Here is a 25,307-nt window from a genome sequence, read left to right as displayed (position 1 = left end):
CATGCGACACCCGGCGATCCTCGCGGTTCTGGGGGCCCTGGCGGCCCCCGGTTTCGCCGGCGGGTTCGACGGGGTCTACAAGCAGGGCCCGGCCTGGGATTGCGGGCTGGTCGGCGTGGATGGCGGCGCGCTGATGGTGCGCGACGGAATCTTCCACGGCGTCGAGATGCAGTGCCGGATGGAGAATCCGGTCAGCGTGCGCGGCATGGATGCCGTCCTCTACGACATGGCGTGCAGCGGCGAGGGCTCGGCCTGGACGGCGCGGGCGCTGTTCATGACGGCCGCCGACGGCGGGCTGATCATGGTCTGGAACGGCTATGCCTTCCAGTATGACCGCTGCCCGGACCCGAACCCGGCGGCCGCCGGGCAGTGAGGCGCGTCAGTTGCGCTGGCCGAGCAGGGTCCTGAGGACCTCGCGCAGCACGGTTTCGGCGGGATCGTTCCGGCGCCCCGCGCCGCGACCCTCAAGCGCGTGGTCGCGCAGCGATTCGGGCACCAGCATGGGCAGCGGGCGCGGCGGCAGCCCCTCGTGCACGCGCAGCATGGTCTCGTGCCAGATCTCGGCCGGCAGCCCGCCGCCCGTCACGCCGGTCAGCGGCGTGTTGTCGTCATAGCCCATCCAGACGCCGGCCACATAATCGGCGGTGAACCCGATGAACCAGGCGTCGCGCGCGGCCTGGGTGGTGCCGGTCTTGCCCGCCGCCTGGCGGTCGGGAAGCTTCGCCCGGCGGCCGGTGCCGGCCTCGATCACCTGGTGCATCATGTAGGTCAGGCTCTGCGCGGCGCGCTCCGAGATGACCCGCTCGCCCATGCCGCCCTCCTGACCGATCAGCGGCGCGTCGTCGCCCTGCAGGCGCAGCTCGACCAGGCCGTAGGGGCGCACGCTGCGCCCGCCGTTCAGAATGCCGGCATAGGCGCCGGTCATCTCGATCAGCGTCGATTCCGAGGCGCCCAGCGCCAGCGCGGGCCCGGCCGCGAGATCGCTCTGGATGCCGAAATCCTCGGCGACCTTGCGGACGTTCTCGCGCCCCACGGCCTCCGACACCCGCACCGCGGGGATGTTCAGCGAATGGGTCAGCGCCTGGGTCAACGTTACCCGCCCCATGAATTCGTTGCTGTAGTTCTTGGGCGAATACGGGCCGGAGCCCGGCACGTTGAGGGTGATCGGCTCGTCCACCACGGTGGAGTTCGGCGTATGCCCGAGATCGAGCGCCGCGGCATAGACGAAGGGTTTGAAGGCCGAGCCGGTCTGGCGCCTGGCCATGGTGGCGCGGTTGAAGGCGCCGGAGACGCGGGTCTTGCGCCCGCCCACCATGGCGCGCACCGCGCCGTCGGCCGACATCACCACGATCGCGGCCTGCGCCTTCGAGCCATCTCGCACCTTGTCCTCGAAGATCTCCTTCATCGCGTCCTCGGCGGCCTGTTGCAGCCGCTGGTCGAAGGTGGTGCGGATGATCACGTCCTCGGTGGTGTCGCTGGACAGGAACGCCGGCGCGCCGTCCATCACCCAGTCGGCGAAATAGCCGCCCGCGCGGGCCGCGGCGGCCTCGGACAGCTCGGCCGGATGGGCGCGGGCGTATTCGGCCTCGCGCGCGCCGAGGTATCCCTGCTCCTCCATCAGGCCGAGAATCAGGTTGGCGCGGTCCTGCGCGCGCTTGAGGTTGTTGGTGGGCGCATAGGTGGTGGGCGCCTTGAGCAGCCCGGCCAGCATCGCGGCCTCGGCCGCGTTCACCTCGTTGGCGGATTTGCCGAAATAGCGCTCGGCCGCGGCCTGGAAGCCGCGCGCCCCCGCGCCGAGATAGGCGCGGTTGAGGTAGATCGTCAGGATCTCGTCCTTGGAATACCTGACCTCCATCCCCATGGCGAAGGTGGCCTCCTTGATCTTGCGCCACAGGGTGGTGCGGCGGCAGTCGGCCTCATAGGCAGCCTCGGTCTCCCACTTGTCGGGGTCGAAGGGCACGCCCAGACACAGCAGCTTGGCCGTCTGCTGGGTGATGGTCGAGCCCCCGTTGCCCGACAGCGGCCCGCGCCCCTCGCGCAGGTTGATGCGGATGGCGCTGGCGATGCCGCGCGGGCTGACGCCGAAATGGCTGTAGAATCGCTTGTCTTCGGTGGCGACGATGGCGTTCTTCAACTCGGGCGCCACGGTGTCGGCGGTGATCTGGCCGCCGAACTGCTCGCCGCGCCAGGCGAAGACCGCGCCGTCGCGGTCCAGAAACGTGACCGAGCCGCGCGCGCGCCCGTCCAGTAGCTGCGTCACCGGCGGCAGGGTCGACTGGAAATAGAACACCGCCCCCGCCACGAGCAGCGCCACCACCGTCGTCACGCCCCAGGTGAAGCGCCAGATCAGGCGGAGCACCCAGCGGACGATGCCGCCGAAGAACGCCGCGACCGGATTGCGCCGCCGAGTCCGGGCCGGCGCCTTGCGGCGCCGCGCCGCGCCGGACGCCGGCTGTTTCGCCGCCGTCTTCTTCGCCGCTTTCCCGGGAGTGCGCCGATCGGCCACCAATGGCGGCTTGCCCCTGCCCCGCATGTCAACCTCGATGTTTTTTGTGCTCTTGGCGCGAGGATATCGCGCTGCAGCGAAAATGTGGAGCGTCCCCGCTGTCACAATTTCGCTTTCCTAACCAGCCCAAAAATTAGGCGAAGGCATCAATTTGTGCAAAAATTGTGCAATTATACCCCTGCGGGCCCCTTTCAGCCCCTTCGGTTTCCTTGAGTCAGGCGCCGCCTCTTCGCTTGCTGGAGCGGTGAATTCCCCGTCAGGGGCCTGCCAACCGGAAGGGTGACAACGTGAAACTGATCATTGCAGCAATCAAGCCGTTCAAGCTGGAGGAGGTGCGCGAGGCGCTCACCGCCATCGGCGTGCGCGGCATGATGGTGACCGAGATCAAGGGCTTTGGCTCGCAGTCCGGCCACACCGAAATCTACCGCGGCGCGGAATATGCCGTGAACTTCGTTCCGAAGGTCAAGCTCGAGATCGTGGTCCCGACCGCGATGGCCGACCAGGTGGTCGAGACCATCGCCGCCACCGCCAAGACCGGCAAGATCGGCGATGGCAAGATCTTCGTCCTCGATGTGGGTCAGGCCGTGCGCGTGCGCACCGGCGAGACCGACGAAGACGCGATCTGACCCAGACCTCCAGACAAGCAAGAGAGACACCGATGTCGAAAATCACCAAATATTCGGGCCTTGCCGCCGCCGCCGTGGCGATGCTGGCCCTGCCGGCCTTCGCGCAGGAGGCGGACGTGACGCCGCCGAACGAAGAGATCGGCTATATCTTCACCACCTTCATGTTCCTGGTCACCGGTTTCCTGGTGATGTGGATGGCCGCGGGTTTCACCATGCTCGAGGCAGGGCTGGTGCGGCAGAAGAACACCACCATGCAGCTGATGAAGAACGTGGCGCTCTTCTCGATCGCGGCGCTGATGTATTACCTGATCGGCTACAACCTGATGTATCCCGGCGATGGCTGGTCCATCGACGGCGTGCTCGGCGCCTTCTCGGTGGCCGCGCTGGAGCCGGTGGGCCTGGCCGAGACCGAGACCGACCTGACCTATGCCTCGGTCGGATCGGACTTCTTCTTCCAGCTGATGTTCTGCGCCACCACCGCCTCGATCGTGTCGGGCACCCTGGCCGAGCGGATCAAGCTGTGGCCCTTCCTGATCTTCGTGATCGTCCTGACCGCCCTGATCTACCCGATCCAGGCGTCGTGGAAATGGGGCGGCGGCTTCCTCGACGGCATGGGCTTCCTCGATTTCGCCGGCTCGACGGTGGTGCACTCGGTCGGCGGCTGGGCCGCTCTGATGGGCGCGCTGATCCTCGGCCCGCGCATCGGGAAATACGGCAAGGATGGCAAGGTGCACCCCTTCCCGGGCTCCAACCTGCCGCTGGCCACGCTGGGCACGTTCATCCTGTGGCTGGGCTGGTTCGGCTTCAACGGCGGCTCGCAGCTCTACATGGACACGGCGGGCAACGTGGCCGACATCTCGCGCATCTTCGCCAACACCAACACGGCGGCGGCCGGCGGCGCGATCGCGGCGCTGATCCTGACCCAGCTGCTCTACAAGAAGCCCGACCTGACCATGGTGCTGAACGGCGCGCTGGCCGGCCTGGTGTCGATCACCGCCGAGCCGCTGACGCCGAGCCTGGGCGCGGCGACCCTGATCGGCGCGATCGGCGGCATCCTCGTGGTTCTCGCCGTGCCCTTCCTGGACAAGCTGAAGATCGACGACGTGGTCGGCGCCATCCCGGTGCACCTCGTCTGCGGCATCTGGGGCACCATCGCGGTGGTCTTCACCAACGCCGACGCCTCCTTCGTGACGCAGATCTATTCGATCGTGGTCGTGGGCGTCTTCGTCAGCGTGGTCTCGGCCGTCGTGTGGTTCATCCTGAAGGCCACCATGGGCATCCGCGTCAGCGAAGAGGACGAGATCAACGGTCTCGACGTCGCGGAACTGGGCATGGAGGCCTATCCCGAATTCTCGAAAGGCTGACCTCCCTTCCTGTCAGTTCGAGAACCGACTGCCCGGGCCTGCGTGCCCGGGCTTTTTTCGCGCCCTGGGCGCGCGGCCTGAACGGGACGCGGGTGGCGGGCGTCGTGCCATGAGTATTTGCGCCAAGAAGAAGGGGCGTCAGATGCCCGCGGCGAGGATCGCCTCGGCCAGCCGCGGCACGGCCTGCGGGGTGAGGCCGGCGATGTTCATGCGGCTGTCGCCCACCATGTAGATGCCGTGGTCGCGGCGCAGCGCCTCGACCTGGTCGGGGCTGGCGCCGAGGCGCGAGAACATGCCGCGGTTTTCCGCGAGGAAGCCGAAGCGGTCCGAGCCGGAACGGTCGCGCAGCGCCGCGGCGAGATGGCGGCGCAGGGCGGCGATGCCCGCGCGCATGGCGTCGAGCTCCTCCTGCCAGTCGGCGCGCAGGTCCGGGTCCGACAAGATCATGCCGACCAGCCGGGCGCCGTGATCCGGCGGGAAGGAGAAATTCATCCGGTTCAGCGCCGCGAGGTTCTGCTGCACGCGGCCGCGGGATTTCGCGTCCGGCGTGACCGTCAGCAGGATGCCCGCGCGTTCGCGGTAGAGGCCGAAATTCTTGGAGCAGCTCGCGGCGACCAGCACCTCGGGCAGGGCGGCGGCCAGCAGGCGGGTGCCGGCGGCGTCGGCCTCGATCCCGTCGCCGAAGCCCTGGTAGGCGAGGTCGATCAACGGCGTGGCGCCGGTGCGGGCCAGCAACCCGGCCAGCGCCTGCCAGTCGGGCAGGGCGAGATCGGCGCCGGTGGGGTTGTGGCAGCAGCCATGCAGCAGCACCACGTCGCCCGGCCCCGCGGTGGCGAGGTCTTCGAGCATCGCCGCCGGATCGGCAGCGCCGGTCGCGGCGTCGAAATAGCGGTAGCTGCGGCGCGCCAGACCGACATGGCCGGCGATCGGCGCGTGGTTGGGCCAGGTCGGATCGGGCAGCCAGATCGTGGCCTGCGGGTTGGCGGCGCGGACCAGTTCGAGCGCGGTGTGCAGTGCGCCGGTGCCGCCGACGCTGGCCGCCGCGGCGATGCGGTCGGCGGCCACGCTGTCGCCCAGCACCAGCCCGGACATGGCGGCATGGAATTCGGCGTCGCCGGTCAGCGCGGTGTAGCTTTTCGTTTGCTGGCTGTCCCACAGCTGCCGCTCGGCCGCCTTTACGGCGCGCATCACCGGGGTCTGGCCCTGCGCGTTGCGATAGACGCCGACGCCGAGGTCGATCTTGCCCGGCCGGGGATCCTCGGCGAAGAGCCGGATCAGCCTGAGGATCTGGTCCTCGGGCTGTTGCGGGAGGGGGGACAGCAGGGTGCTCATCCGGTGGCCACCTTCAGGTCGTTGTACATGCCCCATTCCGACCAGGAGCCGTCGTAGAGCGCATAGTCGGTCTTGCCGAAACGTTCCATTGCGAGGCACAGAATGGCCGCGGTCACGCCCGAGCCGCAGCTGGCGATGGCGGGTTTGGCGAGGTCGACTCCGGCCGCCTCGAACACGGCCTTCAGCGCGGCGGGGTCCTTCATCGTGCCGTCCGCATTCAGCAGATCGCCGAAGGGCACGTTGCGCGAATTGGGGATGTGGCCGGCGCGCAGGCCGGGGCGCGGCTCGGGCTCTTCGCCGCGGAAGCGGGCGGCGCTGCGCGCGTCGACGATCTCGTAGTCGCCGAGCTTGGAGGCGGCGGCGACCTGGGTGACGTCCTTGACCAGATGCGCCTGGCGCTGGACCGTCATGTGGCGGTCGCGCACCACCGGCGGCAGGTCCTCGACCGGGCGGCCCTCGGCCTGCCATTTCGGGAGGCCGCCGTCGAGCACGGCGATGTCGGTCTTGCCCATCAGGCGGAACAGCCACCAAACGCGGGCGGCCGAGAACAGCCCGGCGCTGTCGTAGACCACGACCTGGTGGCCGTCGCCCACGCCGAGCGCGCGCATGCGGGACATGAATTTCTCGACCGGGGGCGCCATGTGCGGCAGTTCGGAGCGGAGATCGCAGATCTCGTCGACGTCGAAGAAGCGCGCGCCGGGGATATGCGCGGCCTCGTATTCGGCGCGCGGGTCGCGCCCGGCCGTGGGCAGGTGCCAGGAGGCGTCGAAGATCCGCAGGTCGGGGTCCTTCAGATGGGCCGCCAGCCAGTCGGTGGAGACGAGGGTCTTGGGGTCATCTGTGGACATGGGGCAGCCTCCGGCAATCGCGTGTCCCGAATGGATAGAATGCCACCCGGCGCGAGGCAAGGGCGGGGCTCAGCCGCCGTGGCGCAGCAGGCGCTGTTTCTGGCGATCCCAGTCGCGCTTGGCCTCGGTGGCGCGCTTGTCCTGGGTCTTCTTGCCCTTGGCGATGCCGATCTTCAGCTTGGCCACGCCCTTGTGGTTGAAATAGAGCACCAGGGGTACCAGGGTCATGCCCTTGCGCTGGGTCTCGTTCCACAACCGGGCCAGTTCCTTTTTCGAGACCAGCAGCTTGCGCTTGCGCCGTTCCTCGTGGCCCCAGGTCTTGGCCTGTTCGTAGGGCGCGATGTAGCTGTTGATCAGCCACAGCTCGCCGTCCTCGACGCTGGCATAGCTGTCGGCGATGTTCGAGCCGCCCTGGCGCAGCGACTTCACCTCGGACCCCTGGAGTATGATCCCGCATTCGAGGTCCTCCTCGATCGCGTAGTCGTAGCGCGCCCGCCGGTTCTCGGCGATCACCTTGTAGTTGGGGTTTGTCTTCGCTTGGGCCATGACGCGGATGTATGGGGTGCGGGGGCGGCTGTCCAGAGGGGCGAAGGCGGCGGCGGGTTGTGATGGTTGTGCCGTGATCCGGTTGCACGCCCGCCGGCGCAGGGCTTTTGCCGCGTGCCCGGTCCCTTGGGCCGTGGCCTCAGGCGGCTTCCGGTGGGGATGTTTCGGGACGGAAACAGGCCGCGGGACGTGTCAGGGTAGGGGGCCTGTGCGGAACAGGCGGATTTTCAGGCCGCCGTGGGGGATCGGCGGGCCGGGCGGGTCGAAGGGCAGGCCGGTGGCGCGGGCAAGCCCGGCCTCGGTGGTGACAAGGCCGACGCGCCAGCCGCTGAAATGGGATTTCAGTCGTTGGCCGAGGCTGCCGTAGACGCCGTAGAGCGCCTTCTTGTTGCCGATGCGCGCGCCATAGGGCGGGTTGACGATCACCAGCCCCGGCGGGCCGTCGGGGGCGGTCAGCTCGGAAACCTGCTGCTGGGCGAAGCTGGTCCATTCGGCCACACCGGCGCGCGCGGCGTTCTCGGCGCTCATGCGGATGGCGCCGGGGTCGCGGTCGTAGCCGAGGAAGCGCGCCTTGGGCGGCGTCGCCGGGCCCGTCGCGCGCATGGCGTCCCACGCGGCGGCATCGAATGTGGCGAGCTGTTCGAAGGCGAAGGCGCGGGCGCGGCCGGGGTTGAGGCCGGCGGCGATCTCGGCCGCCTCGATCACGAATGTGCCCGAGCCGCACATCGGGTCGAGCACGGGTTCCGCGCCGCTGAAGCCGCATTGGCGCAGGAAGAGGGCGGCCAGCGTTTCGCGCATGGGCGCCTTGCCGATGCCCTGCTTGTGGCCGCGCTTGTGCAGCGATTCGCCCGAGGTATCGACGCTGAAGGTGCAGAGGTTGTCGTCGATCCTGAGCTTGACCTGGACCGGGGCGTCGGGCGCGATGGGCGCGCCCAGGGTCTCGGCGATCGCGCGTTCCACCCGCTGGGTGGCGGCGCTCGCGTGGTAGATCTTGGATTTGCGGTTGGTGGTGGTTTCGACGCGGACGGGAACATCGGGGCGCAGGATCTGGCCCCAGGGAAACTTGCGCGACCGTTTGTCGAGCTGCGCCAGGTGGAAGGCGGGGAAGGCGCCGATGCGGGCCAGAACGCGGGTGGCGCCGCGCAGCACGAGGTTGGCGCGCCAGACATCGGGCCAGGTGCCTTCAAACGTGACGCCGCCGGGGACGGTTCTGGCCTCGGCGAAGCCGTTTTCGCGCGCCTCGTCGCAGAGGACGGATTCGAGGCCCGGGGGCGCGACGAGGAAGATTTCGAAGGTGGCGGTCATTGGCTGGGCTTAGCCCGAATTACGGCGCGGCGCGATAGGCAAATGCGGCACGGGGGGCGGCACCGGACCGGGGCCGGGTGCCCTCCGCTGCGGGAGGCCGCGGGGGATCAGCCCTTTCCGGGCGGCATGTCCACCGTTTCCAGCCAGGGCTTGATATCCACCACCGGCGTGCCGTCGTAGCAGTCGATCGCGTCGATGCCGATCACGCCGGCCTCCATGTCCAGCGAGGTGATACGCACCGTGCTCATGGCGATCGGGTTGGGCCGGGCGGGCGAGCGCAGGGCGAAGGTGCCGCGCGGCCCGTCGGTGTGGCGCGGGTTCTGCAGGATCAGGTCGCGGCGGCCGCGATCCATCCAGTACATCACGATGATCGGCTGACCCGGCTTCAGCCCGGTCAGGCCGCGGGCATAGCCGGGGGCCAGCTCGATCCGCGCGCCTTGGCCGGTTTCGCGGGCCCTGCCGATGTTGCGCGGGGCGGTGCCTTTCTCCCAGGGCGACCGGATGCGCCCGATGAAGGCCACGCGCGGCCCGTCGCTGTCAGCGGGATCGAAGGGGAGGCGCTCCTCCCCCTCGCGGATCTCGCCGTCCATGTCAGATCAGCCCGGCGTGGCGCAGCGCGGCGTCGATCTGGTTCTGCGCCGCCTCGGAGACCGGCAGGATCGGCAGCCGCAGTTCGTTCGCGCATTTGCCCAGCCGCGACAGGGCGTATTTGGCGCCAGCGACGCCGGGCTCGGCGAAGATGGCGATATGCAGCGGCATCAGCTTGTCCAGCAGCTCCAGCGCCAGCGTGTAGTCGCCAGCCAGCGTCGCCTCCTGGAACTGCGCGCAGAGCCGCGGCGCCACGTTGGCGGTGACCGAGATGCAGCCCACGCCGCCATGCGCGTTGTAGCCCAGCGCCGTGGCGTCCTCGCCCGAGAGCTGGAGGAAATCGGTGCCGCAGGTGATGCGCTGCTGGGGCACGCGGGAGAGGTCGCCGGTGGCGTCCTTCACCCCGATGATGCGCGGCAGCTTGGCCAGCTCGCCCATCGTCGCCGGGCTCATGTCCACGGCCGAGCGGCCGGGGATGTTGTAGATGATGATCGGCAGGTTGCAGCAATCATGCATTGCCGTGAAATGCGCGATCAGCCCGGCCTGGGTGGGCTTGTTGTAATAGGGCGTGACCACCAGCGCCGCGTCGGCACCCACCGATTCGGCATGCTGCATGAAGCGGATGCCCTCTTCGGTGTTGTTCGAGCCCGCGCCGGCGATCACCGGCACCCGGCCGGCGGCGGCCTTGACCACCTCTTCGATCACCATCTCGTGCTCTTCGTGGGTCAGCGTGGGGCTTTCGCCGGTGGTGCCGACGGGGACCAGCCCGTGCGAGCCCTCAGCGATCTGCCACTCGACCAGCGCCTTCAGCGTGTCGAGATCCACCGCGCCGTCCTTGAACGGCGTCACCAGGGCTGGAATGGACCCTTTGATCATGACACGCTTCCTCCTGTGTTTTTCGGGATAGGGGGCGAGTCGCCCCGTTGCAAACGCGGCGGACACTAGCCGCAGCGCGCGGCGTTGCCAAGTTTGTGTATTGCCCCCGTGCCGGGCGGCACTAGTGTTTTCGGAAACGACGGGATTTCCATGCACCTGCGATATATGATCCTGACCCTGCTGTGCGGCCTGTGGCTGGCCGCGCCGGCCCCGGCCAAGGACAGCGATGAGGCGCCGCTGGCGGCGGTGATGAAGGCCGTGCGCGCAGATGACTGGGCGCAGGCCGCGGAGCTGGCGCGCGGGATCGGGCCGGTGGCCGAGGATATCGTCTCCTGGCGCCGCCTGCGGGCGGGCGAGGGCGATTTCGCCGACTACCGCGCCTTCCTCGCGCGCCGGTCTGACTGGCCGGGGCTCGACCGGCTGCGCGTCCGCGGCGAGGGCACGATTCCGGACGGGGCCGACCCGGCCGAGGTCGTCGCCTATTTCGACGGGCGCGCGCCGGCGACGGGGCAGGGCGCGCTGCGCCTGATCGCCGCCTACCGGGCGCTCGGCCGCGCCGGCGACGCCGAGGCGCAGGCGGTTCTGACCTGGCGCAGCCTGCCGCTCGACGCCAAGGGCCATGCCGACTTGCTGGACGCCTATGGCCGTCTGCTGGCGCCGCATCACGCCGCCCGGCTCGACGAGATGCTGTGGCAGGGCGCGGATGATTCGGCCCGGCTGGTGCTGCCGCTGGTCGATGCGGGCTGGCGCGCGCTGGCGGTGGCGCGGATGACGCTGCGCGCCCGTGGCCCCGGCGTGGACGCGCTGGTCGCCGCGGTGCCCGAGGCGCTGGCCGGCGATGGCGGGCTCGCCTGGGAGCGTTTCGACTGGCGCCGGGCCAAGGCAAGGCCCGAGGACGCGATCGCGCTGATGGACGAGCGCAGCATCGGGCCCGACAGCCTCGGCCGGCCCGAGCGATGGGCCAACTGGCGGCGCATCTATGCCCGCCAGATGATGCGCGAGGGGCAGGCGGAGCTGGCCTACCGGCTGGCCGCGAACCACTTCCTGGTGTCAGGCGAGGATTACGCCGACCTGGAATGGCTCGCGGGGTTCATCGCCCTGCGGCGACTGGGCGAACCCGAGGTGGCGCTTGCGCATTTCCACCGTTTCCGCGCGGCCGTGGAGACGCCGATCAGCCTTTCCCGCGCCGGCTATTGGGAGGGCCGCGCGCTGGAGGCGCTGGGCCGCCGCGACGCGGCGCAGGCGGCCTATGCCGATGCCGGGCAGCACCAGACCGCCTTTTACGGCCAGCTTGCCGCCGAAAAGGCGGGGCTGGCGATGGACCCGGCCCTGACCGGAACCGAGAACTATCCCGACTGGCGGCAGGCGCCCTTCGCCGGCTCCTCGCTGATCGAGGCGGCGCGGCTCTTCCACGAGGCGGGAGAGCGCAACCTGGTCGAATGGTTCCTGACCCACCTGGCCGAAGGCGCCGGGCCCGAGGGGCAGGCGCAACTGGCGGGCCTGGCGCTGGACTGGGACGAGCCGCATGTCGCGCTGCGCATCGCCAAGGTGGCGGCGGGGCAGGGAACGATCCTGCCGCGCGCCTATTTCCCGCTGACCGGCCTGGCCGGGCGGGACCATCCGGTCCCCGCGGAGCTTGTCCTGTCCATCGCCCGGCGCGAATCCGAGTTCGACCCGGGCGTGACCAGCGGCGCGGGCGCGCGCGGTCTGATGCAGCTGATGCCGGGCACCGCGCGTCTGATGGCCGGGGCTCTGGAGATCGACTTCGTCCCCGAGCGGTTGTTGAGCGACCCCGACTACAACGCGACGCTCGGCGCGGCCTACCTGGCGAGGCTGGCCGGGGAATTCGGCAATAATGTCGTTCTGGTCGCGGCAGGCTACAACGCCGGGCCGGGGCGTCCGCGCAGCTGGATCGAGGAATATGGAGATCCGCGGTCGGCCGGCGTGGATGTGGTCGACTGGATCGAGACAATCCCCTTCCGCGAGACCCGCAACTATGTGATGCGGGTCGCCGAATCTCTGGCCATTTACCGCGCGCGGCTGTCGGGGCAGGCGGTGCCGCTGCGGCTGAGCGCGGAGCTGAGGGCGCAGTAGCCTTCTTCTTGGCATAAATACTCATGGCCGCACGCCGCGTTTCGGCGCCTCCGGCGGGAGTATTTGGACCAAGAAGAAGGGCTCAGCGCAGCCTTTCCCGCCAGAGTGTGAACAGGCCCGCCGCGATCACGATCGCCGCGCCCAGCGCCACGTTGGGGGCCAGCGTTTCCCCGAAGAGCGTCAGCCCCAGCGCGCTGGCGAAGACCAGCTGGAGATAGGCGAAGGGCTGGACCGAGCTTGCCTCGGCCACCTCGTAGCAGCGGATTAGCAGGTAATGGCCCAGCGCGCCGGTCAGGCACAGCAGGCCCATCCAGCCCCAGTCGCCGGGGCGCATCGGTTCCCAGACCCACAGGCCGACGGCGGTCATGGCGACGGCGCCCGTCACGCCGGTCCAGAAAAAGCTGGTGGCGGCACTGTCGCGGCGCGCGGCATAGCGGGTGAGCAGCCCGTAAAGCGCGAACATCAGCGCCGCGGCCAGCGGGATGAGGGCCGCGGGCGAGAAGACGCGGATACCGGGCTGCAGGATGACCAGAACGCCGAGAAATCCCACGCCGATCGCCGCCCAGCGCCGCCAGCCCACCCTTTCGCCCAGCACCGGGCCGGAAAGCGCCGCGATCAGCAGCGGGTAGCTGGCGAAGACCGCGTGGCTCTCGACCAGCCCCAGCGCCACGAAGCCCGTCACCATAACGCAGATCTCGCCGGCCAGCAGCAGCCCGCGGAAGGCCTGCAGGATGGGTTGCGAGGTGGCGGCAGCGGCGCGGATGCCGGCCTTGCGGCCGGCCATCGCGATCACGAAGGCGGCGAAGAACCAGTAGCGTATCATCACCACCATCAGCACGTTGTATTCGCCGGCCAGGTGGCGCGAGAGGCCGTCCTGCAGGGCAAAGACCAGGGTCGTGGCGATCATCAGCAGGATGCCGAGGCGGGGATTGGGCTCGGTCATGCCGGCATCCTGGCGGTTGTCATGTGGCGTTTGCGGCCGAAGCCGGGGTGGCGGGTCACGACGAACCCCGCCTCCTCCAGCCCGCGCCGCACGAAACCCGCCGCCGTATAGCTGGCGGCAGTGCCGCCCGGCACGGTGTGGCTGGCGACCTGCGCCATCAGTTCCGGGCCCCAGAGTTCGGGGTTCTTGGCCGGCGAGAAGCCGTCGAGGAACCAGGCATCGGCGCAGCCCGTCCAGCGCGGCAGTGTTTCGCGCGCGTCGCCGATGACGATCTCGGCCAGCAGGTCGCCGGTGTCGATCCGGGTTTGCCCGGCCTCCCAGGCGGCCAGAAACGGTCCGGCCACGGCGCGCGCCTCCGCGAAGGCGTCGAGCGCCCGGGCGATCTCGTCGGCGCGCATCGGGAAAGCCTCGAAACTGGTGAAGCGCAGCGGGCCTGGCGTGCCGCTGGCCCGCCAGGCGATCAGCGCGGCCAGCATGTTCAGCCCGGTGCCGAAGCCGAGCTCGGCGATGTGGAAACCGGGGCGGAAACGCGCGGGCAGGCCGTTGCCCGAGAGAAAGACGTGGCGGGTCTCCTCCAGCCCGTTCTCCAGCGAGAAATAAGGGTCGTCGAAGCGCTGCGAGACGGGGATGGCGCCGTCTTTCCACTCAAGCTCTGCGTGCTGGTCAGCGGTCATGGGATGCCTTAGGTCTGAGTGGCGCGACAATGGTCAAGGCGGGGGCAAATGGCAACGGCGGATGTGACGGTGATGGGGGCGGGGGCCTTCGGCCTGGCGGTGGCCTATGCCTGCGCGGCGCGCGGCGCGCGCGTGCGCGTGATCGACACGCGCCGCGTGGGCGCGGGATCGTCGGGCGGGCTGGTCGGCGCGCTGGCCCCGCATGTTCCCGAGAACTGGAACGACAAGAAGGCGTTCCAGTTCGAAAGCCTGATCATGGCCGAGGAATTCTGGGCCGGCGTCGAGGCCGCCGGGGGCGTCTCGCCGGGCTATGGGCGGACGGGGCGGCTCCAGCCCATAGCGGACGCGCGCGCGCTGGAACTGGCCCGCGCGCGCGAAGGCGCCGCCGACGTGCTGTGGCAGGGCAAGGCCGCCTGGCGCGTGGTGCCGGCGGGTGATTTCGCGGATTGGGCGCCGCAGAGCCCGACCGGATACCTGATCCACGACACGCTGAGCGCGCGGATGCACCCCCGCCGCGCCTGCGACGCGCTGGCGGCGGCGCTGCGGGCGCTGGGCGGCGAGATCGTTCTGGGCGCAGGGCAGGCGGAGGGGCAGGTGGTCTGGGCCACGGGATACGAGGGGCTGCTGGCGCTGTCGCAGGCGTTGGGCCGCGCGGTGGGCAACGGCGTGAAGGGGCAGGCGATGCTTCTGAAGTTCGACGCGCGGGACAAGCCGCAGCTCTACGCCGACGCGCTGCATATCGTGCCGCACGCCGACGGGACGGTCGCCATCGGCTCGACCTCGGAACACGCGTTCGCCGCGCCCGACAGCACGGATGGGCAACTCGACGACATCCATGCCCGCGCGATGGCGGCCTTTCCGGTGCTCGAGGCCGCGCGGGTGCTGGAACGCTGGGCCGGCGTGCGCCCGCGCGCAAGAAGCCGCGCACCGATGCTGGGTCCCTGGCCCGGGCGGCCGGGCCATTTCATCGCCAATGGCGGGTTCAAGATCGGCTTCGGCATGGCGCCCAAGGTGGGGCAGGTGATGGCCGACCTGCTGCTGGAGGGGCGCGACGCCATCCCGGACGGCTTCCGTGTGGAGGCGAGCCTCTGACCCCTTCTTCTTGGAAAAAATACTCATCCCACGCGCGCGGCAGGCGATGCCGGAATGAGTATTTGGACCAAGAAGAAGGCAGCGCGCTGCCCGGGCCCGGCGGGGCGACGCGGGATTGCGTTTTGCCAGGCGCAGCGTGCATGTTGGCCTGACCAGTCACGGCCTGCCGGGGAGGCAAGAGATGAACCCGTCCGTAACCGCGCTCGACCATCTTGTCCTGACGGTGTCCGACCAGGACCTCAGCGTCGCGTTCTATACGCGCGTGCTGGGGATGCGGGCCGAGGTGTTCCGCCCGGCCGATGGCTCCACCCGCATGGCGCTGAAATTCGGGGCGCAGAAGATCAATCTGCATGTGGCGGGGCGCGAATTCGACCCCAAGGCGCGACGGCCCGTGACCGGCTCGGCGGATCTGTGTTTCCTCTCCGAAGTGCCGCTTTGCAAATGGGTGGCGCATCTCGGAAAGGCCGGCGTGCCGGTCGAGGAAGGGCCGGTGGCGCGCAGCGGGGCTTTGGGGCCGATCGTCTCTCTCTATATTCGCGACCCCGATGGCAACCTGATCGAGATCTCCAACCGCGCCTAGCGCGCGATCTCGGCCTTCAGGGCCTCCATCAGGCTGGCCACGGCCCGTTCGTAGCGTTCGTTGGTCAGGCGGCCCGCCGCATCGAACTGCTCCCTGGCCTGACCCACCAGAACCTCCGGCCCGGGCAGGACCCGCGCGCGGAAGGGCACGAGACAGAGCCGCAGCGCGAATTGCGTGCGTTCGCCGCCCGCGCGCCCGCCGGTGGCCGACAGGATGGCCACGGGTTTGTCACGCCATGGTGTCCCCTCGGTCCGACTGACCCAGTCGAGCGCATTTTTCAGGACGCCCGAGATAGACTTGTTGTATTCCGGCCCCGCGATCACCACCGCATCCGCCGCCGCGATCTGGTCGGCCAGGCGCTGCACAGCGGGCGGGATGCCTTGGGTATCCTCCAGATCGCCGTCATAGAGCGGCAGGCGCAGGTCGGCCTCGGCGAACGCCGCGGGGTCGAATAGCCGCGCCGCCTCGCGCATGAGTTTGCGGTTGCAGGAGCCCGCGCGCAGCGAGCCGCAGATGCCGAGCAGGGTGTGGGCGGCCATGATTTCTCCTTGCCTTTCCCGGTCAGGGTAGGGCCGGGCGCGCGGGGTTCAAGCCGGGCTTGCCCTTTGGCGGGGCTTGGCGCAGGGTCGGCGCGGAAAACAGCCGGGAGAGGTGAAGATGGCACGGCATGGCGGGCAGATTCTGGCGGATCAACTGGTGGTCGAGGGCGTGAAGCGGGTGTTCTCGGTGCCCGGCGAGAGTTTCCTCGCGGCGCTCGACGGGCTCTATGACGCCGGCATTGCCAATATCGTCTGCCGCCAGGAAGGCGGCGCGGCGATGATGGCCGAGGCCTATGGCAAGCTGACCGGCGAGCCCGGCGTTCTGTTCGTCACCCGCGGGCCGGGGGCGACGAACGCCTCGTCGGGGCTGCATGTGGCCAAGCAGGACAGCACCCCGATGGTCGTCTTCGTGGGCCAGATTGCGCGTGGCCACCGTGACCGCGAGGCATTTCAGGAGGTGGATTACCGCGCCTTCTTCGGCCCGCTGGTGAAATGGGCGGCCGAGGTCGACCAGACCGAGCGTCTGCCGGAATATATCTCGCGCGCCTTTGACGTGGCGCGCTCGGGCCGGCCGGGGCCGGTCGTGCTGGCCCTGCCCGAGGACATGCTGAGCGCGGTTGCCGAGGTCGAGAACCGCGCCGCCGCGACGCCCGCGCCCGCGGCGGTCAGCGGCGCGCAGGTCCAGGCGGTGTTGGACGCGCTGGAGGGCGCCGAGCGGCCGCTGGTGGTGGTGGGCGGGCCGGGCTGGTCGGCGCAGGCCGCGGCGGATCTGGCCACCTTTGCCGGGCGGTTCGATCTGCCGGTGGCGGTGTCCTTCCGCCGGCAGGATTACATGGACAACCGGCTGCCGCATTATGTCGGCGATCTCGGCGTGGGGATGAACCCGAAGCTGGGCGCACGGCTGCGGCAGGCCGACCTTGTGCTGGCGCTGGGCACCCGGCTGGGCGACACGTTGACCAACGGCTATGAACTGCTGGACCCGGCTGCGCCCGGGACGCGGATCGTGCACGTCTATCCCGATCAGGGTGAACTGGGGCGCGTCTATCGCCCCGACCCGGGCATCGCGGTCGGCGCGCCTGCGCTGCTGGCGGCACTGGCCGGGGCCGAGGGACCGGCGCCGCGCTGGTCGGACTGGACCCGGGCCGCGCGCACCGATTACGTCGCGTGGCAGACGCCCAGGGAAACCCCCGGCGCGGTGAAGATGGAGAACGTGGTGCGCTGGCTGTCGGCGCATCTGCCCGAGGACGCGATCGTGACCAACGGCGCGGGGAACTATGCCGCCTGGCTGCACCGCTATTTCACCTACAAGGGCTATCGCTCGCAGCTGGCGCCGACCTCGGGATCGATGGGCTACGGCTTCCCGGCGGCGATCTCGGCGTCGCTGGAGCATCCCGACCGCACCGTGGTGTGTATGGCGGGCGACGGCTGTTTCCAGATGACGCTGAACGAGTTCTCCACCGCCATGCAGCACGGGGCGAAGCCGGTGGTGATCGTGGCCAACAACGGCCGCTACGGCACGATCCGCATGCATCAGGAGCGCAACTATCCGGGCCGGGTCAGCGGCACCGACCTCGCCAATCCCGATTACGCCGCCCTGGCGCGGGCCTATGGCGGGCATGGCGAACTGGTGGAGCGCGACGCCGAGTTCCCGGCGGCCTTCGCCCGCGCGGCGGCGGCGGGCGTGCCGGCGGTGATCGAGCTCAGGCTCGACCCCCAGGCGCTCAGCACCGCGTTGACCCTCGACGAGACGCGGGCGGCGGGGCAGGCTAAAGCGCGCTGATCCAGCCCGCGACCAGCGGCGCCAGGATGGCGGTCAGGATCGCGTTCAGCCCCATGCCGATGCCGGCGAAGGCCCCCGCCGTCTCGTTCACCTGAAAGGCGCGCGCGGTGCCGATGCCATGCGCGGCCACCCCGACGGCGAAGCCGCGCGCGCGCCAGTCGCGGATCCGCAGCAGGTTCAGCAGCGGCGTGACCACGATCGCGCCGATGATGCCGGTCAGGATCACCAGAACGGCCGTGAGCGTGGGCGAGCCGCCGATCTGCTCGGAGATGCCCAGCGCCACCGGGGCGGTGGCCGATTTCGGCGCCAGCGACAGCAGGGTCTCGCCGCGCACCCCCAGCGCCCAGGCGATGCCCAGCGCGCTGAGGATCGCGGTGATCGATCCCGCCAGCAGCGCCGCGATCAGCGGCAGCGCCACGCGGCGGACATGGGAGAGATTGGCGTAAAGCGGCGCGGCCAGGGCCACCGTGGCCGGGCCCAGCATGAAATGCACGAATTGCGCGCCCTCGAAATAGGTGGCGTAGGGCGTGCCGCTGGCCCAGAGGATGGCCGCGAGGATCACCACCGCGATCAGCACCGGGTTGACGTAGGGTTTCCTCCCCGAGGCGCGGGACAGCCCGTCTCCGACCACATAGGCGCCGAGGGTGGCGGCCAGCCACAGCAGCGGCGTTTCGGAGAGATAGCTCCAGATCTCGGCGAACTCGGTCATTCCGCGCCCCCGGTCAGGCGCTGCACCCCCACGAAGACTCCTGCGCCCACCGCGATCGCCAGCACCGTGCTGCCGATGAGCGCCAGCAGCAGCGGCCCGCCCTGTGCGCCCAGCACGCCGAGATGGCCCACCACGCCGACGCCCGCGGGCACGAACAGCAGCGACAGATGCGCCAGCAACCCGCCCGCCGTGGGCTGCATCCTGCCCGCCAGCCCCGGCACGGCGAGAAAGGCCAGCACCAGCGCCGCCAGCCCGATCACCGGACCCGGCACCGGCAGGGACAGCGCGCGGGCGGTGACCTCGCCGGCGAGCTGGAACAGAAGAAGAAGGGCGAGGTTCAGGATCATTCGGCGCTCCTTGGTTTTTCCGCGATGCTACGGCGGTGCTGCCGGCGATCAAGCCCGCAGATGATGGCGGGTGCGGTTTCATTACCCTCTGTTAAGTGTGTTGCCCCCATGCTGCGCGGCGGGCCGAGGGGGAGGCAAGCCATGCGTCTGGCGATCATTGCGGGGCTGCTGATCCTCGCGGGCTGCGACAGCCCCGCGCCCGCCCTGCGCGGCGCCACCACGCAGCGGGTGAAGGTCGGCGGCAGCCTTTTCAGCGTGCATGTTCTGGGCGACGAGGCCCAGGCGATCCGGCTGAACTTCGAGACCGGGCGCCGCGCGCGCGGTGTCATGGCCCGCGGTTTCACCGCGATCGAGCGCGCCTCGGGCTGCCGTATTGTGCCGGGCAGTTTCGGGGGCGATCCGGCGCTCATGCGCGCCCGCGTGACCTGCGCGGAGGGCTGAGCGCGCGGCCCGGAGATACACAAGATGGGCTATTCGGCCCAATATTTTGTGGATAACTCGCCAGATATCGCCACATGCTGGGGTGAGTGCTTGACTCGTGCCGCCCGTGCGCGAAGGATTTGAGGTCCAGAGGAATCGAATGGTCCGAAAGTGCGCTTCACCCGGCTCAAACTGAACGGCTTCAAGAGCTTCGTCGACCCCACCGATCTGCTGATCGCCGAGGGGCTGACCGGTGTTGTCGGTCCCAATGGCTGCGGCAAGTCGAACCTGCTGGAGGCGCTGCGCTGGGTGATGGGCGAGAACCGCCCCACCGCCATGCGCGGCGGCGGCATGGAGGATGTGATCTTCGCCGGGGCCGCGACCCGCCCGGCGCGCAATTTCGCCGAGGTCAGCCTGCATGTGGACAACACCGAGCGGCTGGCGCCCGCTGGCTTCAACGATTCCGACATGCTGGAGATCGTGCGCCGGATCACCCGCGACGCGGGCTCGGCCTACAAGGTCAACGGCAAGGACGTGCGCGCGCGCGACGTGCAGATGCTGTTCGCCGACGCCTCGACCGGCGCGCATTCGCCGGCGCTGGTGCGGCAGGGCCAGATATCCGAGCTGATCAACGCCAAGCCGACGGCGCGGCGGCGCATCCTTGAGGAGGCGGCGGGCATCTCCGGCCTCTACCAGCGCCGCCACGAGGCCGAGCTGAAGCTGAGGGGGGCGGAGACCAACCTCGCCCGTGTCGATGACATGGTGGAACAGCTGGCCAGCCAGTTGGCGCAACTCGCGCGCCAGGCCCGGCAGGCGGCGCGCTACCGCGAGATCGGCACGCAGTTGCGCCGGTCCGAAGGGATGCTGCTCTATCGGCGCTGGAAAGAGGCCGACGAACTGCGCGCCAGGGCGCAGGCCGAGCTGACGGCGACGCTCACCGCGGCCGCGCAGGCCGAGGCCGCGGCGCGGCAGGCCGCCAAGACCCGCGAGGCGCGCGATGGGGCGCTGCCGCCGCTGCGCGAGGAGGAGGCGATCGCCGCCGCGGTGCTGCAGCGGCTCCAGGTCCAGCGCGACACGCTGAACGATCAGGAGGCCCGTGCGCGCCAGATGATCGAGACTCTGACCGGCCGGATCGAGCAGCTGAGCCGCGACATGGAGCGCGAATCCGGCCTGAACCGCGACGCTGGCGAGACCATAGAGAGGCTGGAGTGGGAGCGCGCCCAGCTGGAAAAGGCGAGCGACGGCCAGGACGACCGGCTGGACGCCGCCGCCGAAGCCGCGCGCGAGGCGGCCGAAGTGCTGCAAGCGCGCGAGGCGGCCCTGACCGAGCTGACCGAGGACGTGGCGCGGTTGGCCGCACGTCACCAGTCGGCGCACCGCCTGCGCGAGGATGCCTCCAAGACCGTGGCGCGCCACGAGGCCGAAGCCGCCAGGGCGCGCGAGGCGGTGGCCGCCGCAAAGGCCGCCGAGGCGCAGGCCGCCGAGGCGGTGGAGGCCGCGCGCCTCGCCCAGGAAGAGGCCGAGGCCCGCGCCGAACACGCCGAGATGACACTGCAGCAGGCCGACGAGGCCCGCGCCGAGGCGCAGGCGCGCGAGGCCGACGCGCGGGCCGAGCATTCCGAGGCCGAGGGCGAGGCCAGCGCGCTGCGCGCCGAGGTGGCGGCGCTGGCCCGCCTGGTGGAGCGCGACACCGCCGAGGGCGGACAGATCCTCGACCGGCTGCGGGTGGCGCCGGGCTATGAAAAGGCGCTGGGCGCGGCGCTGGCCGACGACCTGCGCGCGCCCGAGATCGACGGCGAGGCGGGGTCGGGCTGGGCGCTCCTGCCCGGCTATGGCCAGCCGCAGCTGCTGCCCGAGGGCGTGGCGGCGCTGAGCAACCATGTCTCCGCGCCGGAGGTTCTGGTCCGCCGGATGGGTCAGATCGGCCTGGTTTCACGCGAGGAGGGCGCGCGGCTGCAGTCCGAGCTCAGGCCCGGCCAGCGGCTGGTCAGCCTCGAGGGCGACCTGTGGCGCTGGGACGGGTTCCGCGCGGGGGCCGAAGATGCACCCTCGGCCGCGGCGCTGCGGCTGCAGCAACTCAACCGGCTGGTGGAACTGAAGCGCGACCTCGAGGACGCCAATGCCCGGGCCGCCGGCGCGGCGCAGGCGCATGAGGTGCTGCGGCAGCGGCTGGCCGATCTGACCGAGGCCGACAAGCGTGCCCGCCAGGCCCGGCGCGACGCCGATGTGCTGGTGGCCGAGGCCGGGCGCCGGCTCAGCCGCGCGGAATCGGACCGCTCGATCGCTGCGACCAAGCTGGAATCGGCGCAGCTCGCCGTTGGCCGCCACGACGAGGAGGCGCAGGGCGCGCGCGCCCGGCTGCGCGAGGCCGAGGCGGCGGTGGCCGATCTCGGCGATCTCGACACCGCCCGCGCCGAGGTCGAGGACGTCAAGATGACGGTCGAGGCAGCCCGCATGACCATGATGACCCGGCGCAGCGCCCATGACGACCTGCGCCGCGAGGGCGAGGCGCGCACCCGCCGCCGGCAGGAAGTGATCAAGGAGATCAGCGGCTGGCGCCACCGGCTGGAAACCGCCGGCAAGCGCATCGAGGAACTCGCCAGCCGCCGTGCCGAGACCGAGGAGGAACTCCAGGAGGCCAGCGCGGCCCCCGAGGAGATCGCGGCCCGGCGCGAGGAACTGTCAGACGCCATCGACCAGGCCGAAGCGCGCCGGCGCCGGGCCGCGGACGCGCTGGCCGAGGCGGAAACCGCCCTGCGCGCGGCCGAGCAGGCCGAACGTGAGGCGGAGCGCGCGGCCTCCGAGGCGCGCGAGGCGCGGGCGCGGGCCGAGGCGCGCGCCGACGCCGCGCGCGAGACCGTGACCTACGCCGCCGAGCGCATCGCGGAGGAGCAGGACACCACGCCCGAGGCGCTGCTGGAGCGGCTCGACGCCGACCCCGACAAGATGCCCGCGGCCGAGACGATCGAGGCGGACGTGAACCGGCTGAAGCGCCAGCGCGACGCACTGGGCGCCGTGAACCTGCGCGCCGAGGAGGACGCCCGCGAGGTGCAGGAGGAGCACGACACGCTGGTCTCCGAAAAACAGGACCTCGAAGCGGCGATCAAGGCGCTGCGGACCGGCATCGCCGGGCTCAACCGCGAAGGGCGCGAGCGGCTGCTGACCGCCTTCGAGCAGGTGAACAGCAATTTCTCCAACCTCTTCACCCATCTTTTCGGCGGCGGCGAGGCCAAGCTGGTGCTTGTCGAATCCGACGACCCGCTTGAGGCGGGGCTTGAGATCATGTGTCAGCCGCCGGGCAAGAAGCTCTCGACCCTCAGCCTGCTGTCGGGCGGCGAGCAGACGCTGACGGCGCTGGCGCTGATCTTCGCGGTGTTCCTGGCCAACCCTGCGCCGATCTGCGTGCTCGACGAGGTGGATGCGCCTCTCGACGACGCCAACGTGACCCGGTTCTGCGACATGCTCGACGAGATGACCCGCCGCGCCGACACCCGCTTCCTGATCATCACCCACCACGCGGTGACCATGGCCCGGATGGACCGGCTCTTCGGCGTGACCATGGCCGAGCAGGGCGTCAGCCAGCTGGTCTCGGTCGACCTGAAGAAGGCTGAGCAGATGGTGGCCTGAGCCTCACCTCCCCCTTCTTCTGGCCCCAAATATCCCGGGGAGTTTGAGGGGCAGCGCCCCTCATTTCTCGGCAAGGCAACACGCCGAGGGCGCGGATATCAACCGAGGGACATCCGCTCACATCCGGTCCAGCAACTCCCGCGTCGGCCAGGCGTCGGCGGGCAGGCCCAGCCGCTTCTGCTCCGCCTGGATGGCCTGCCGGGTTTTCGAGCCGAGGATGCCGTCGATCCCGCCCACATCATGGCCGCGCGCGGCCAGTTTCTGTTGCAGTGCCTTCATCTCCTCCCCGCTCAGACCCGGGTCGGGATTGCGTGCATCATAGACCGGCGCGCCCTCCAGCCGGGTGGCGAAATAGGCCGCCGAGGTGACGTAGACGAAGCTCTGGTTCCATTCGAAATAAACCTGGAAGTTCGGATAGGCGAGGAAGGCCGGCCCGTTGCGGCCCATTGGCAGCAGGACCGACGCCTTGAGATTGCCCGGCCCCAGGTTGCCGCTGCGCGCGCGGACGCCCAGCCGCTGCCAGTCGCTGACGCTTTTCTCATGCTCCAGCCCGGTCTCGGCCCAGTCGAGCCCGTCGGGCAGGACGATCTCCTGCAGCCAGGGTTCGTTCGGGCGCCAGCCGAGGCTGCGCAGCATCTTGGCCCCCGACATCAGCGCGTCGGGCGGCGAGGTCTTCAGCCGCACATGGCCGTCGCCGTCGCCGTCCACGCCGTTGGTCAGGATGTCCTCGGGCAGCATCTGCACCATGCCGATCTCGCCCGCCCAGGCGCCGGTGGTGGTGGCGGGGTCGAAATCGCCGTGCTCGTAGAGTTCCAGCGCGGCGAAGATCTGCGGCCGGAACAGCTCGGGCCGGCGGCAGTCATGCGACAGCGTGACCAGCGAGTTCAGCGTGTTGAAATCTCCCTGCACCGCGCCGTAATCGGTCTCCAGCGCCCAGAAGGCCAGCAGCACCCCGCGCGACACGCCGAACTCGCGCTCGATCCGGTCGAAGACGGCATCCCATTTCGCCACGTTGCGCCGGCCGTTGTCGATCCGGTTCTGGCTGATGATCCGGCGCGAAAAGGTCAGGAAATCGAGCTGGAAGATCCCCTGCGCCCGGTCGGCGCGCAGCGTCGCGGGGTCCTGCCGGACGGGGGCGAAGAAGCGGTCCACCGCGTCCCGGTCATGGCCTCTTGAGACGGCCTCCTCCTTCAGGTCGTTCACGAAGCCGGGAAAACTGCCGCCGCAGGGCACGTCGGCACGGACGGTCCCCGCCGCCGCAAGGGCCGCGGAAAGGAATAGGGCGAAACGCATCTGGTCCTCCGAAATCTGTGGGAAAACCTTAGCAGCCCCGCGGGGCGAGGCAACAGCCGCGTCAGGCCGCCGCCAGCCGCTCGCGCCCATGCGGCGCGTGCCAGTCGATCACCGGGTTGATGGGGACGATCCGGTGCGGATTGATCATGTCGTGGCTGTAGTGATAGTGGCGCCGGATATGGTCGAAATCGGTGGTCGCGGCCACGCCCGGCCATTGGTAGAGTTCGCGCGTGTAGGCCCAGAGGTTGGGGAAATCGACCAGCCGGTTGCGGTTGCATTTGAAATGCAGGTGATAGACCGGGTCGAAGCGCAAGAGCGTGGTCAGCAGCCGCCAGTCGGCCTCGGTCACGCGCGCGCCCAGCAGGTAGCGGTTGCGCGAAAGGTGATCTTCCAGCCAGTCGAGCGCGGCGAAAAGCGCGGTCACGGCCTCGTCGTAGGCGGATTGCGTGGTGGCGAAGCCCGCCTTGTAGACACCGTTGTTGACCTCGGAATAGATGCGGGCGTTGAAGCCCTCGATCCGCGCGCGCAGCGGTTCGGGCCAGTAGTCGTCGGTGTTGCCGGTGATTGCGTCGAAGGCGGCGTTGAACATGCGGATGATTTCCGAGCTCTCGTTCGACACGATGGTCTCGCGCTCCCGGTCCCACAGCACCGGCACGGTGACGCGGCCCGACATATCGGGTTTGCCCTTGGTGTAGAGGTCGCGCAGGAAGGGGAGGCGATAGAGCCTGTCTCCCGTGGCGCCGGGGAAATCGGTGGCGAAGGTCCAGCCGTCCGACAGCATGTCGGGATGCACGACCGAGACGCCGATGTGTTCCTCCAGCCCCTTCAGCGCGCGGAAGATCAGGGTGCGGTGCGCCCAGGGGCAGGCGAGCGAGACGTAAAGGTGGTAGCGCCCGCTTTCCGCCCTGAAACCGCCCTCGCCCGTGGGGCCGGGGGCACCGTCAGGCGTGATCCAGTTGCGGAAGCCGGCGGCGGAGCGCAGGAATTTGCCGCCGGTCTTTGCCGTATCGTACCAGACGTCCTCCCAGACGCCGTTCACAAGCTGTCCCATGTCTGCCTCCTGTTCGCCGCCCCGAGGTAGGGGCTGCGGCCCGGGCTGCGTAGTCGGAAATCCCGCGCAGTTGCCCTGCGTCAACGCACGACGCGGAAAACCCGCGCCGGCGCCGGGTGCCCCCTTGACGGATCGCGCGGGCGGGCCATGCTTGGGGCAGGAGGACT

General features: G+C 69.9%; 23 protein-coding genes. 9 read left to right on the top strand and 14 right to left on the bottom strand.

Annotated features, from left to right (window positions below):
- Position 1 precedes the first annotated feature (1 nt).
- Positions 2-373, top strand: a complete 372-nt coding sequence (locus tag KCI33_RS05550; RefSeq protein ID WP_249138923.1) for a hypothetical protein — start codon at positions 2-4, stop codon at positions 371-373.
- Positions 374-379: 6 nt separating this feature from the next.
- Here KCI33_RS05550 and KCI33_RS05545 read toward each other — a convergent pair whose 3' ends face one another.
- Positions 380-2,533 (bottom strand): PBP1A family penicillin-binding protein, encoded by a 2,154-nt coding sequence (locus KCI33_RS05545; RefSeq protein WP_212523769.1) that lies wholly within the window; start codon positions 2,531-2,533, stop codon positions 380-382.
- Between the two features lie 260 nt (positions 2,534-2,793).
- Between KCI33_RS05545 and KCI33_RS05540 the strand changes: the two genes are divergently transcribed.
- Together KCI33_RS05540 and KCI33_RS05535 are read left to right on the top strand one after the other, a co-directional pair.
- Entirely contained in the window at positions 2,794-3,132 is a 339-nt protein-coding gene (locus KCI33_RS05540; RefSeq protein WP_212523768.1) for a P-II family nitrogen regulator, read from the top strand.
- Positions 3,133-3,164: 32 nt separating this feature from the next.
- Complete coding sequence (locus KCI33_RS05535) at positions 3,165-4,496, top strand: ammonium transporter (RefSeq protein ID WP_212523767.1); 1,332 nt, start codon at positions 3,165-3,167, stop codon at positions 4,494-4,496.
- Positions 4,497-4,634: 138 nt separating this feature from the next.
- Here the strand turns inward: KCI33_RS05535 and KCI33_RS05530 are convergent, their stop codons facing one another.
- The 6 genes from KCI33_RS05530 to dapA form a co-directional block, all read right to left on the bottom strand.
- Positions 4,635-5,819, bottom strand: coding sequence for an amino acid aminotransferase (locus tag KCI33_RS05530; RefSeq protein ID WP_212523860.1), 1,185 nt, complete (start codon positions 5,817-5,819; stop codon positions 4,635-4,637).
- 5 nt (positions 5,820-5,824) lie between these two features.
- A complete protein-coding gene (sseA, locus tag KCI33_RS05525; RefSeq protein WP_212523766.1) occupies positions 5,825-6,676 on the bottom strand; it encodes a 3-mercaptopyruvate sulfurtransferase in 852 nt (283 codons plus the stop codon).
- 69 nt (positions 6,677-6,745) lie between these two features.
- Positions 6,746-7,222, bottom strand: coding sequence for an SsrA-binding protein SmpB (smpB, locus tag KCI33_RS05520; RefSeq protein WP_212523765.1), 477 nt, complete (start codon positions 7,220-7,222; stop codon positions 6,746-6,748).
- A 192-nt stretch (positions 7,223-7,414) separates the two neighbouring features.
- Positions 7,415-8,527, bottom strand: coding sequence for a class I SAM-dependent RNA methyltransferase (locus tag KCI33_RS05515; RefSeq protein ID WP_212523764.1), 1,113 nt, complete (start codon positions 8,525-8,527; stop codon positions 7,415-7,417).
- Positions 8,528-8,634: 107 nt separating this feature from the next.
- Positions 8,635-9,117 (bottom strand): tRNA (N6-threonylcarbamoyladenosine(37)-N6)-methyltransferase TrmO, encoded by a 483-nt coding sequence (tsaA, locus tag KCI33_RS05510; RefSeq protein WP_212523763.1) that lies wholly within the window; start codon positions 9,115-9,117, stop codon positions 8,635-8,637.
- A 1-nt stretch (position 9,118) separates the two neighbouring features.
- Complete coding sequence (dapA, locus tag KCI33_RS05505) at positions 9,119-9,991, bottom strand: 4-hydroxy-tetrahydrodipicolinate synthase (protein WP_212523762.1); 873 nt, start codon at positions 9,989-9,991, stop codon at positions 9,119-9,121.
- A gap of 150 nt (positions 9,992-10,141) precedes the next feature.
- On the opposite strand from dapA, the gene KCI33_RS05500 reads away from it, so the two are divergent.
- Complete coding sequence (locus tag KCI33_RS05500) at positions 10,142-12,085, top strand: lytic transglycosylase domain-containing protein (RefSeq protein ID WP_212523761.1); 1,944 nt, start codon at positions 10,142-10,144, stop codon at positions 12,083-12,085.
- An 82-nt stretch (positions 12,086-12,167) separates the two neighbouring features.
- Here KCI33_RS05500 and KCI33_RS05495 read toward each other — a convergent pair whose 3' ends face one another.
- Together KCI33_RS05495 and mnmD are read right to left on the bottom strand one after the other, a co-directional pair.
- A complete protein-coding gene (locus KCI33_RS05495; RefSeq protein ID WP_212523760.1) occupies positions 12,168-13,028 on the bottom strand; it encodes a DMT family transporter in 861 nt (286 codons plus the stop codon).
- The gene (gene mnmD / locus KCI33_RS05490) at positions 13,025-13,702 is read right to left on the bottom strand and encodes a tRNA (5-methylaminomethyl-2-thiouridine)(34)-methyltransferase MnmD (protein WP_212523759.1); all 678 of its coding nucleotides are present in this window, start codon (positions 13,700-13,702) and stop codon (positions 13,025-13,027) included. The genes KCI33_RS05495 and mnmD overlap by 4 nt, the downstream gene beginning before the upstream one ends.
- Positions 13,703-13,750: 48 nt before the next feature.
- Here mnmD and KCI33_RS05485 point away from each other — a divergent pair, with 48 nt between their 5' ends.
- Together KCI33_RS05485 and KCI33_RS05480 are read left to right on the top strand one after the other, a co-directional pair.
- A complete protein-coding gene (locus tag KCI33_RS05485; protein WP_212523758.1) occupies positions 13,751-14,794 on the top strand; it encodes an FAD-binding oxidoreductase in 1,044 nt (347 codons plus the stop codon).
- A 181-nt stretch (positions 14,795-14,975) separates the two neighbouring features.
- Positions 14,976-15,374 carry a VOC family protein gene (locus tag KCI33_RS05480; protein WP_212523757.1) on the top strand — a complete coding sequence of 133 codons (399 nt, stop codon included), beginning with the start codon at positions 14,976-14,978 and terminating at the stop codon, positions 15,372-15,374.
- Here KCI33_RS05480 and KCI33_RS05475 read toward each other — a convergent pair.
- On the bottom strand, positions 15,371-15,913 hold the full coding sequence (locus KCI33_RS05475) for an NAD(P)H-dependent oxidoreductase (RefSeq protein ID WP_212523756.1): 543 nt from the start codon (positions 15,911-15,913) through the stop codon (positions 15,371-15,373). The two genes, KCI33_RS05480 and KCI33_RS05475, sit on opposite strands and share 4 nt — an antisense overlap.
- Before the next feature lie 118 nt (positions 15,914-16,031).
- Here KCI33_RS05475 and KCI33_RS05470 point away from each other — a divergent pair, with 118 nt between their 5' ends.
- The gene (locus KCI33_RS05470; RefSeq protein ID WP_212523755.1) at positions 16,032-17,693 is read left to right on the top strand and encodes a thiamine pyrophosphate-binding protein; all 1,662 of its coding nucleotides are present in this window, start codon (positions 16,032-16,034) and stop codon (positions 17,691-17,693) included.
- Here the strand turns inward: KCI33_RS05470 and KCI33_RS05465 are convergent.
- Both KCI33_RS05465 and KCI33_RS05460 read right to left on the bottom strand, forming a co-directional pair.
- Positions 17,680-18,402: an LrgB family protein gene (locus KCI33_RS05465; protein ID WP_212523754.1), complete on the bottom strand. Its 723-nt coding sequence runs from the start codon at positions 18,400-18,402 to the stop codon at positions 17,680-17,682. The genes KCI33_RS05470 and KCI33_RS05465 overlap by 14 nt on opposite strands.
- Positions 18,399-18,749 (bottom strand): CidA/LrgA family protein, encoded by a 351-nt coding sequence (locus KCI33_RS05460; protein ID WP_212523753.1) that lies wholly within the window; start codon positions 18,747-18,749, stop codon positions 18,399-18,401. Before KCI33_RS05460 ends, KCI33_RS05465 begins: the two co-directional genes overlap by 4 nt.
- A 141-nt stretch (positions 18,750-18,890) precedes the next feature.
- On the opposite strand from KCI33_RS05460, the gene KCI33_RS05455 reads away from it, so the two are divergent.
- The gene (locus KCI33_RS05455) at positions 18,891-19,190 is read left to right on the top strand and encodes a hypothetical protein (protein ID WP_212523752.1); all 300 of its coding nucleotides are present in this window, start codon (positions 18,891-18,893) and stop codon (positions 19,188-19,190) included.
- Positions 19,191-19,340: 150 nt separating this feature from the next.
- The gene (gene smc / locus KCI33_RS05450) at positions 19,341-22,796 is read left to right on the top strand and encodes a chromosome segregation protein SMC (RefSeq protein WP_212523751.1); all 3,456 of its coding nucleotides are present in this window, start codon (positions 19,341-19,343) and stop codon (positions 22,794-22,796) included.
- 117 nt (positions 22,797-22,913) lie between these two features.
- Here the strand turns inward: smc and KCI33_RS05445 are convergent, their stop codons facing one another.
- Together KCI33_RS05445 and KCI33_RS05440 are read right to left on the bottom strand one after the other, a co-directional pair.
- The gene (locus KCI33_RS05445; RefSeq protein ID WP_212523750.1) at positions 22,914-24,089 is read right to left on the bottom strand and encodes a lytic murein transglycosylase; all 1,176 of its coding nucleotides are present in this window, start codon (positions 24,087-24,089) and stop codon (positions 22,914-22,916) included.
- Between the two features lie 61 nt (positions 24,090-24,150).
- On the bottom strand, positions 24,151-25,140 hold the full coding sequence (locus KCI33_RS05440) for a glutathione S-transferase family protein (RefSeq protein WP_212523749.1): 990 nt from the start codon (positions 25,138-25,140) through the stop codon (positions 24,151-24,153).
- Between the last annotated feature and the right edge of the window lie 167 nt (positions 25,141-25,307).

Origin of the sequence: Actibacterium sp. MT2.3-13A (assembly GCF_018139985.1) — a bacterium.
GTDB lineage: Bacteria > Pseudomonadota > Alphaproteobacteria > Rhodobacterales > Rhodobacteraceae > JAGSOU01.
The sequence above is the reverse complement of the archived record's forward strand: the minus strand, read 5'-3'. Positions and strand labels throughout refer to the sequence as shown.

Excerpts from the sequence above, each read along its gene's own strand:
- KCI33_RS05550 (WP_249138923.1), top strand. The coding sequence starts at position 2 with ATGCGACACCCGGCGATCCTCGCGGTTCTGGGGGCCCTGGCGGCCCCC.
- KCI33_RS05545 (WP_212523769.1), bottom strand. The coding sequence starts at position 2,533 with ATGCGGGGCAGGGGCAAGCCGCCATTGGTGGCCGATCGGCGCACTCCC.
- KCI33_RS05535 (WP_212523767.1), top strand. The coding sequence starts at position 3,165 with ATGTCGAAAATCACCAAATATTCGGGCCTTGCCGCCGCCGCCGTGGCG.
- sseA (WP_212523766.1), bottom strand. The coding sequence starts at position 6,676 with ATGTCCACAGATGACCCCAAGACCCTCGTCTCCACCGACTGGCTGGCG.
- smpB (WP_212523765.1), bottom strand. The coding sequence starts at position 7,222 with ATGGCCCAAGCGAAGACAAACCCCAACTACAAGGTGATCGCCGAGAAC.
- KCI33_RS05515 (WP_212523764.1), bottom strand. The coding sequence starts at position 8,527 with ATGACCGCCACCTTCGAAATCTTCCTCGTCGCGCCCCCGGGCCTCGAA.
- tsaA (WP_212523763.1), bottom strand. The coding sequence starts at position 9,117 with ATGGACGGCGAGATCCGCGAGGGGGAGGAGCGCCTCCCCTTCGATCCC.
- dapA (WP_212523762.1), bottom strand. The coding sequence starts at position 9,991 with ATGATCAAAGGGTCCATTCCAGCCCTGGTGACGCCGTTCAAGGACGGC.
- KCI33_RS05500 (WP_212523761.1), top strand. The coding sequence starts at position 10,142 with ATGCACCTGCGATATATGATCCTGACCCTGCTGTGCGGCCTGTGGCTG.
- KCI33_RS05495 (WP_212523760.1), bottom strand. The coding sequence starts at position 13,028 with ATGACCGAGCCCAATCCCCGCCTCGGCATCCTGCTGATGATCGCCACG.
- mnmD (WP_212523759.1), bottom strand. The coding sequence starts at position 13,702 with ATGACCGCTGACCAGCACGCAGAGCTTGAGTGGAAAGACGGCGCCATC.
- KCI33_RS05485 (WP_212523758.1), top strand. The coding sequence starts at position 13,751 with ATGGCAACGGCGGATGTGACGGTGATGGGGGCGGGGGCCTTCGGCCTG.
- KCI33_RS05480 (WP_212523757.1), top strand. The coding sequence starts at position 14,976 with ATGAACCCGTCCGTAACCGCGCTCGACCATCTTGTCCTGACGGTGTCC.
- KCI33_RS05475 (WP_212523756.1), bottom strand. The coding sequence starts at position 15,913 with ATGGCCGCCCACACCCTGCTCGGCATCTGCGGCTCGCTGCGCGCGGGC.
- KCI33_RS05470 (WP_212523755.1), top strand. The coding sequence starts at position 16,032 with ATGGCACGGCATGGCGGGCAGATTCTGGCGGATCAACTGGTGGTCGAG.
- KCI33_RS05465 (WP_212523754.1), bottom strand. The coding sequence starts at position 18,402 with ATGACCGAGTTCGCCGAGATCTGGAGCTATCTCTCCGAAACGCCGCTG.
- KCI33_RS05460 (WP_212523753.1), bottom strand. The coding sequence starts at position 18,749 with ATGATCCTGAACCTCGCCCTTCTTCTTCTGTTCCAGCTCGCCGGCGAG.
- KCI33_RS05455 (WP_212523752.1), top strand. The coding sequence starts at position 18,891 with ATGCGTCTGGCGATCATTGCGGGGCTGCTGATCCTCGCGGGCTGCGAC.
- KCI33_RS05445 (WP_212523750.1), bottom strand. The coding sequence starts at position 24,089 with ATGCGTTTCGCCCTATTCCTTTCCGCGGCCCTTGCGGCGGCGGGGACC.
- KCI33_RS05440 (WP_212523749.1), bottom strand. The coding sequence starts at position 25,140 with ATGGGACAGCTTGTGAACGGCGTCTGGGAGGACGTCTGGTACGATACG.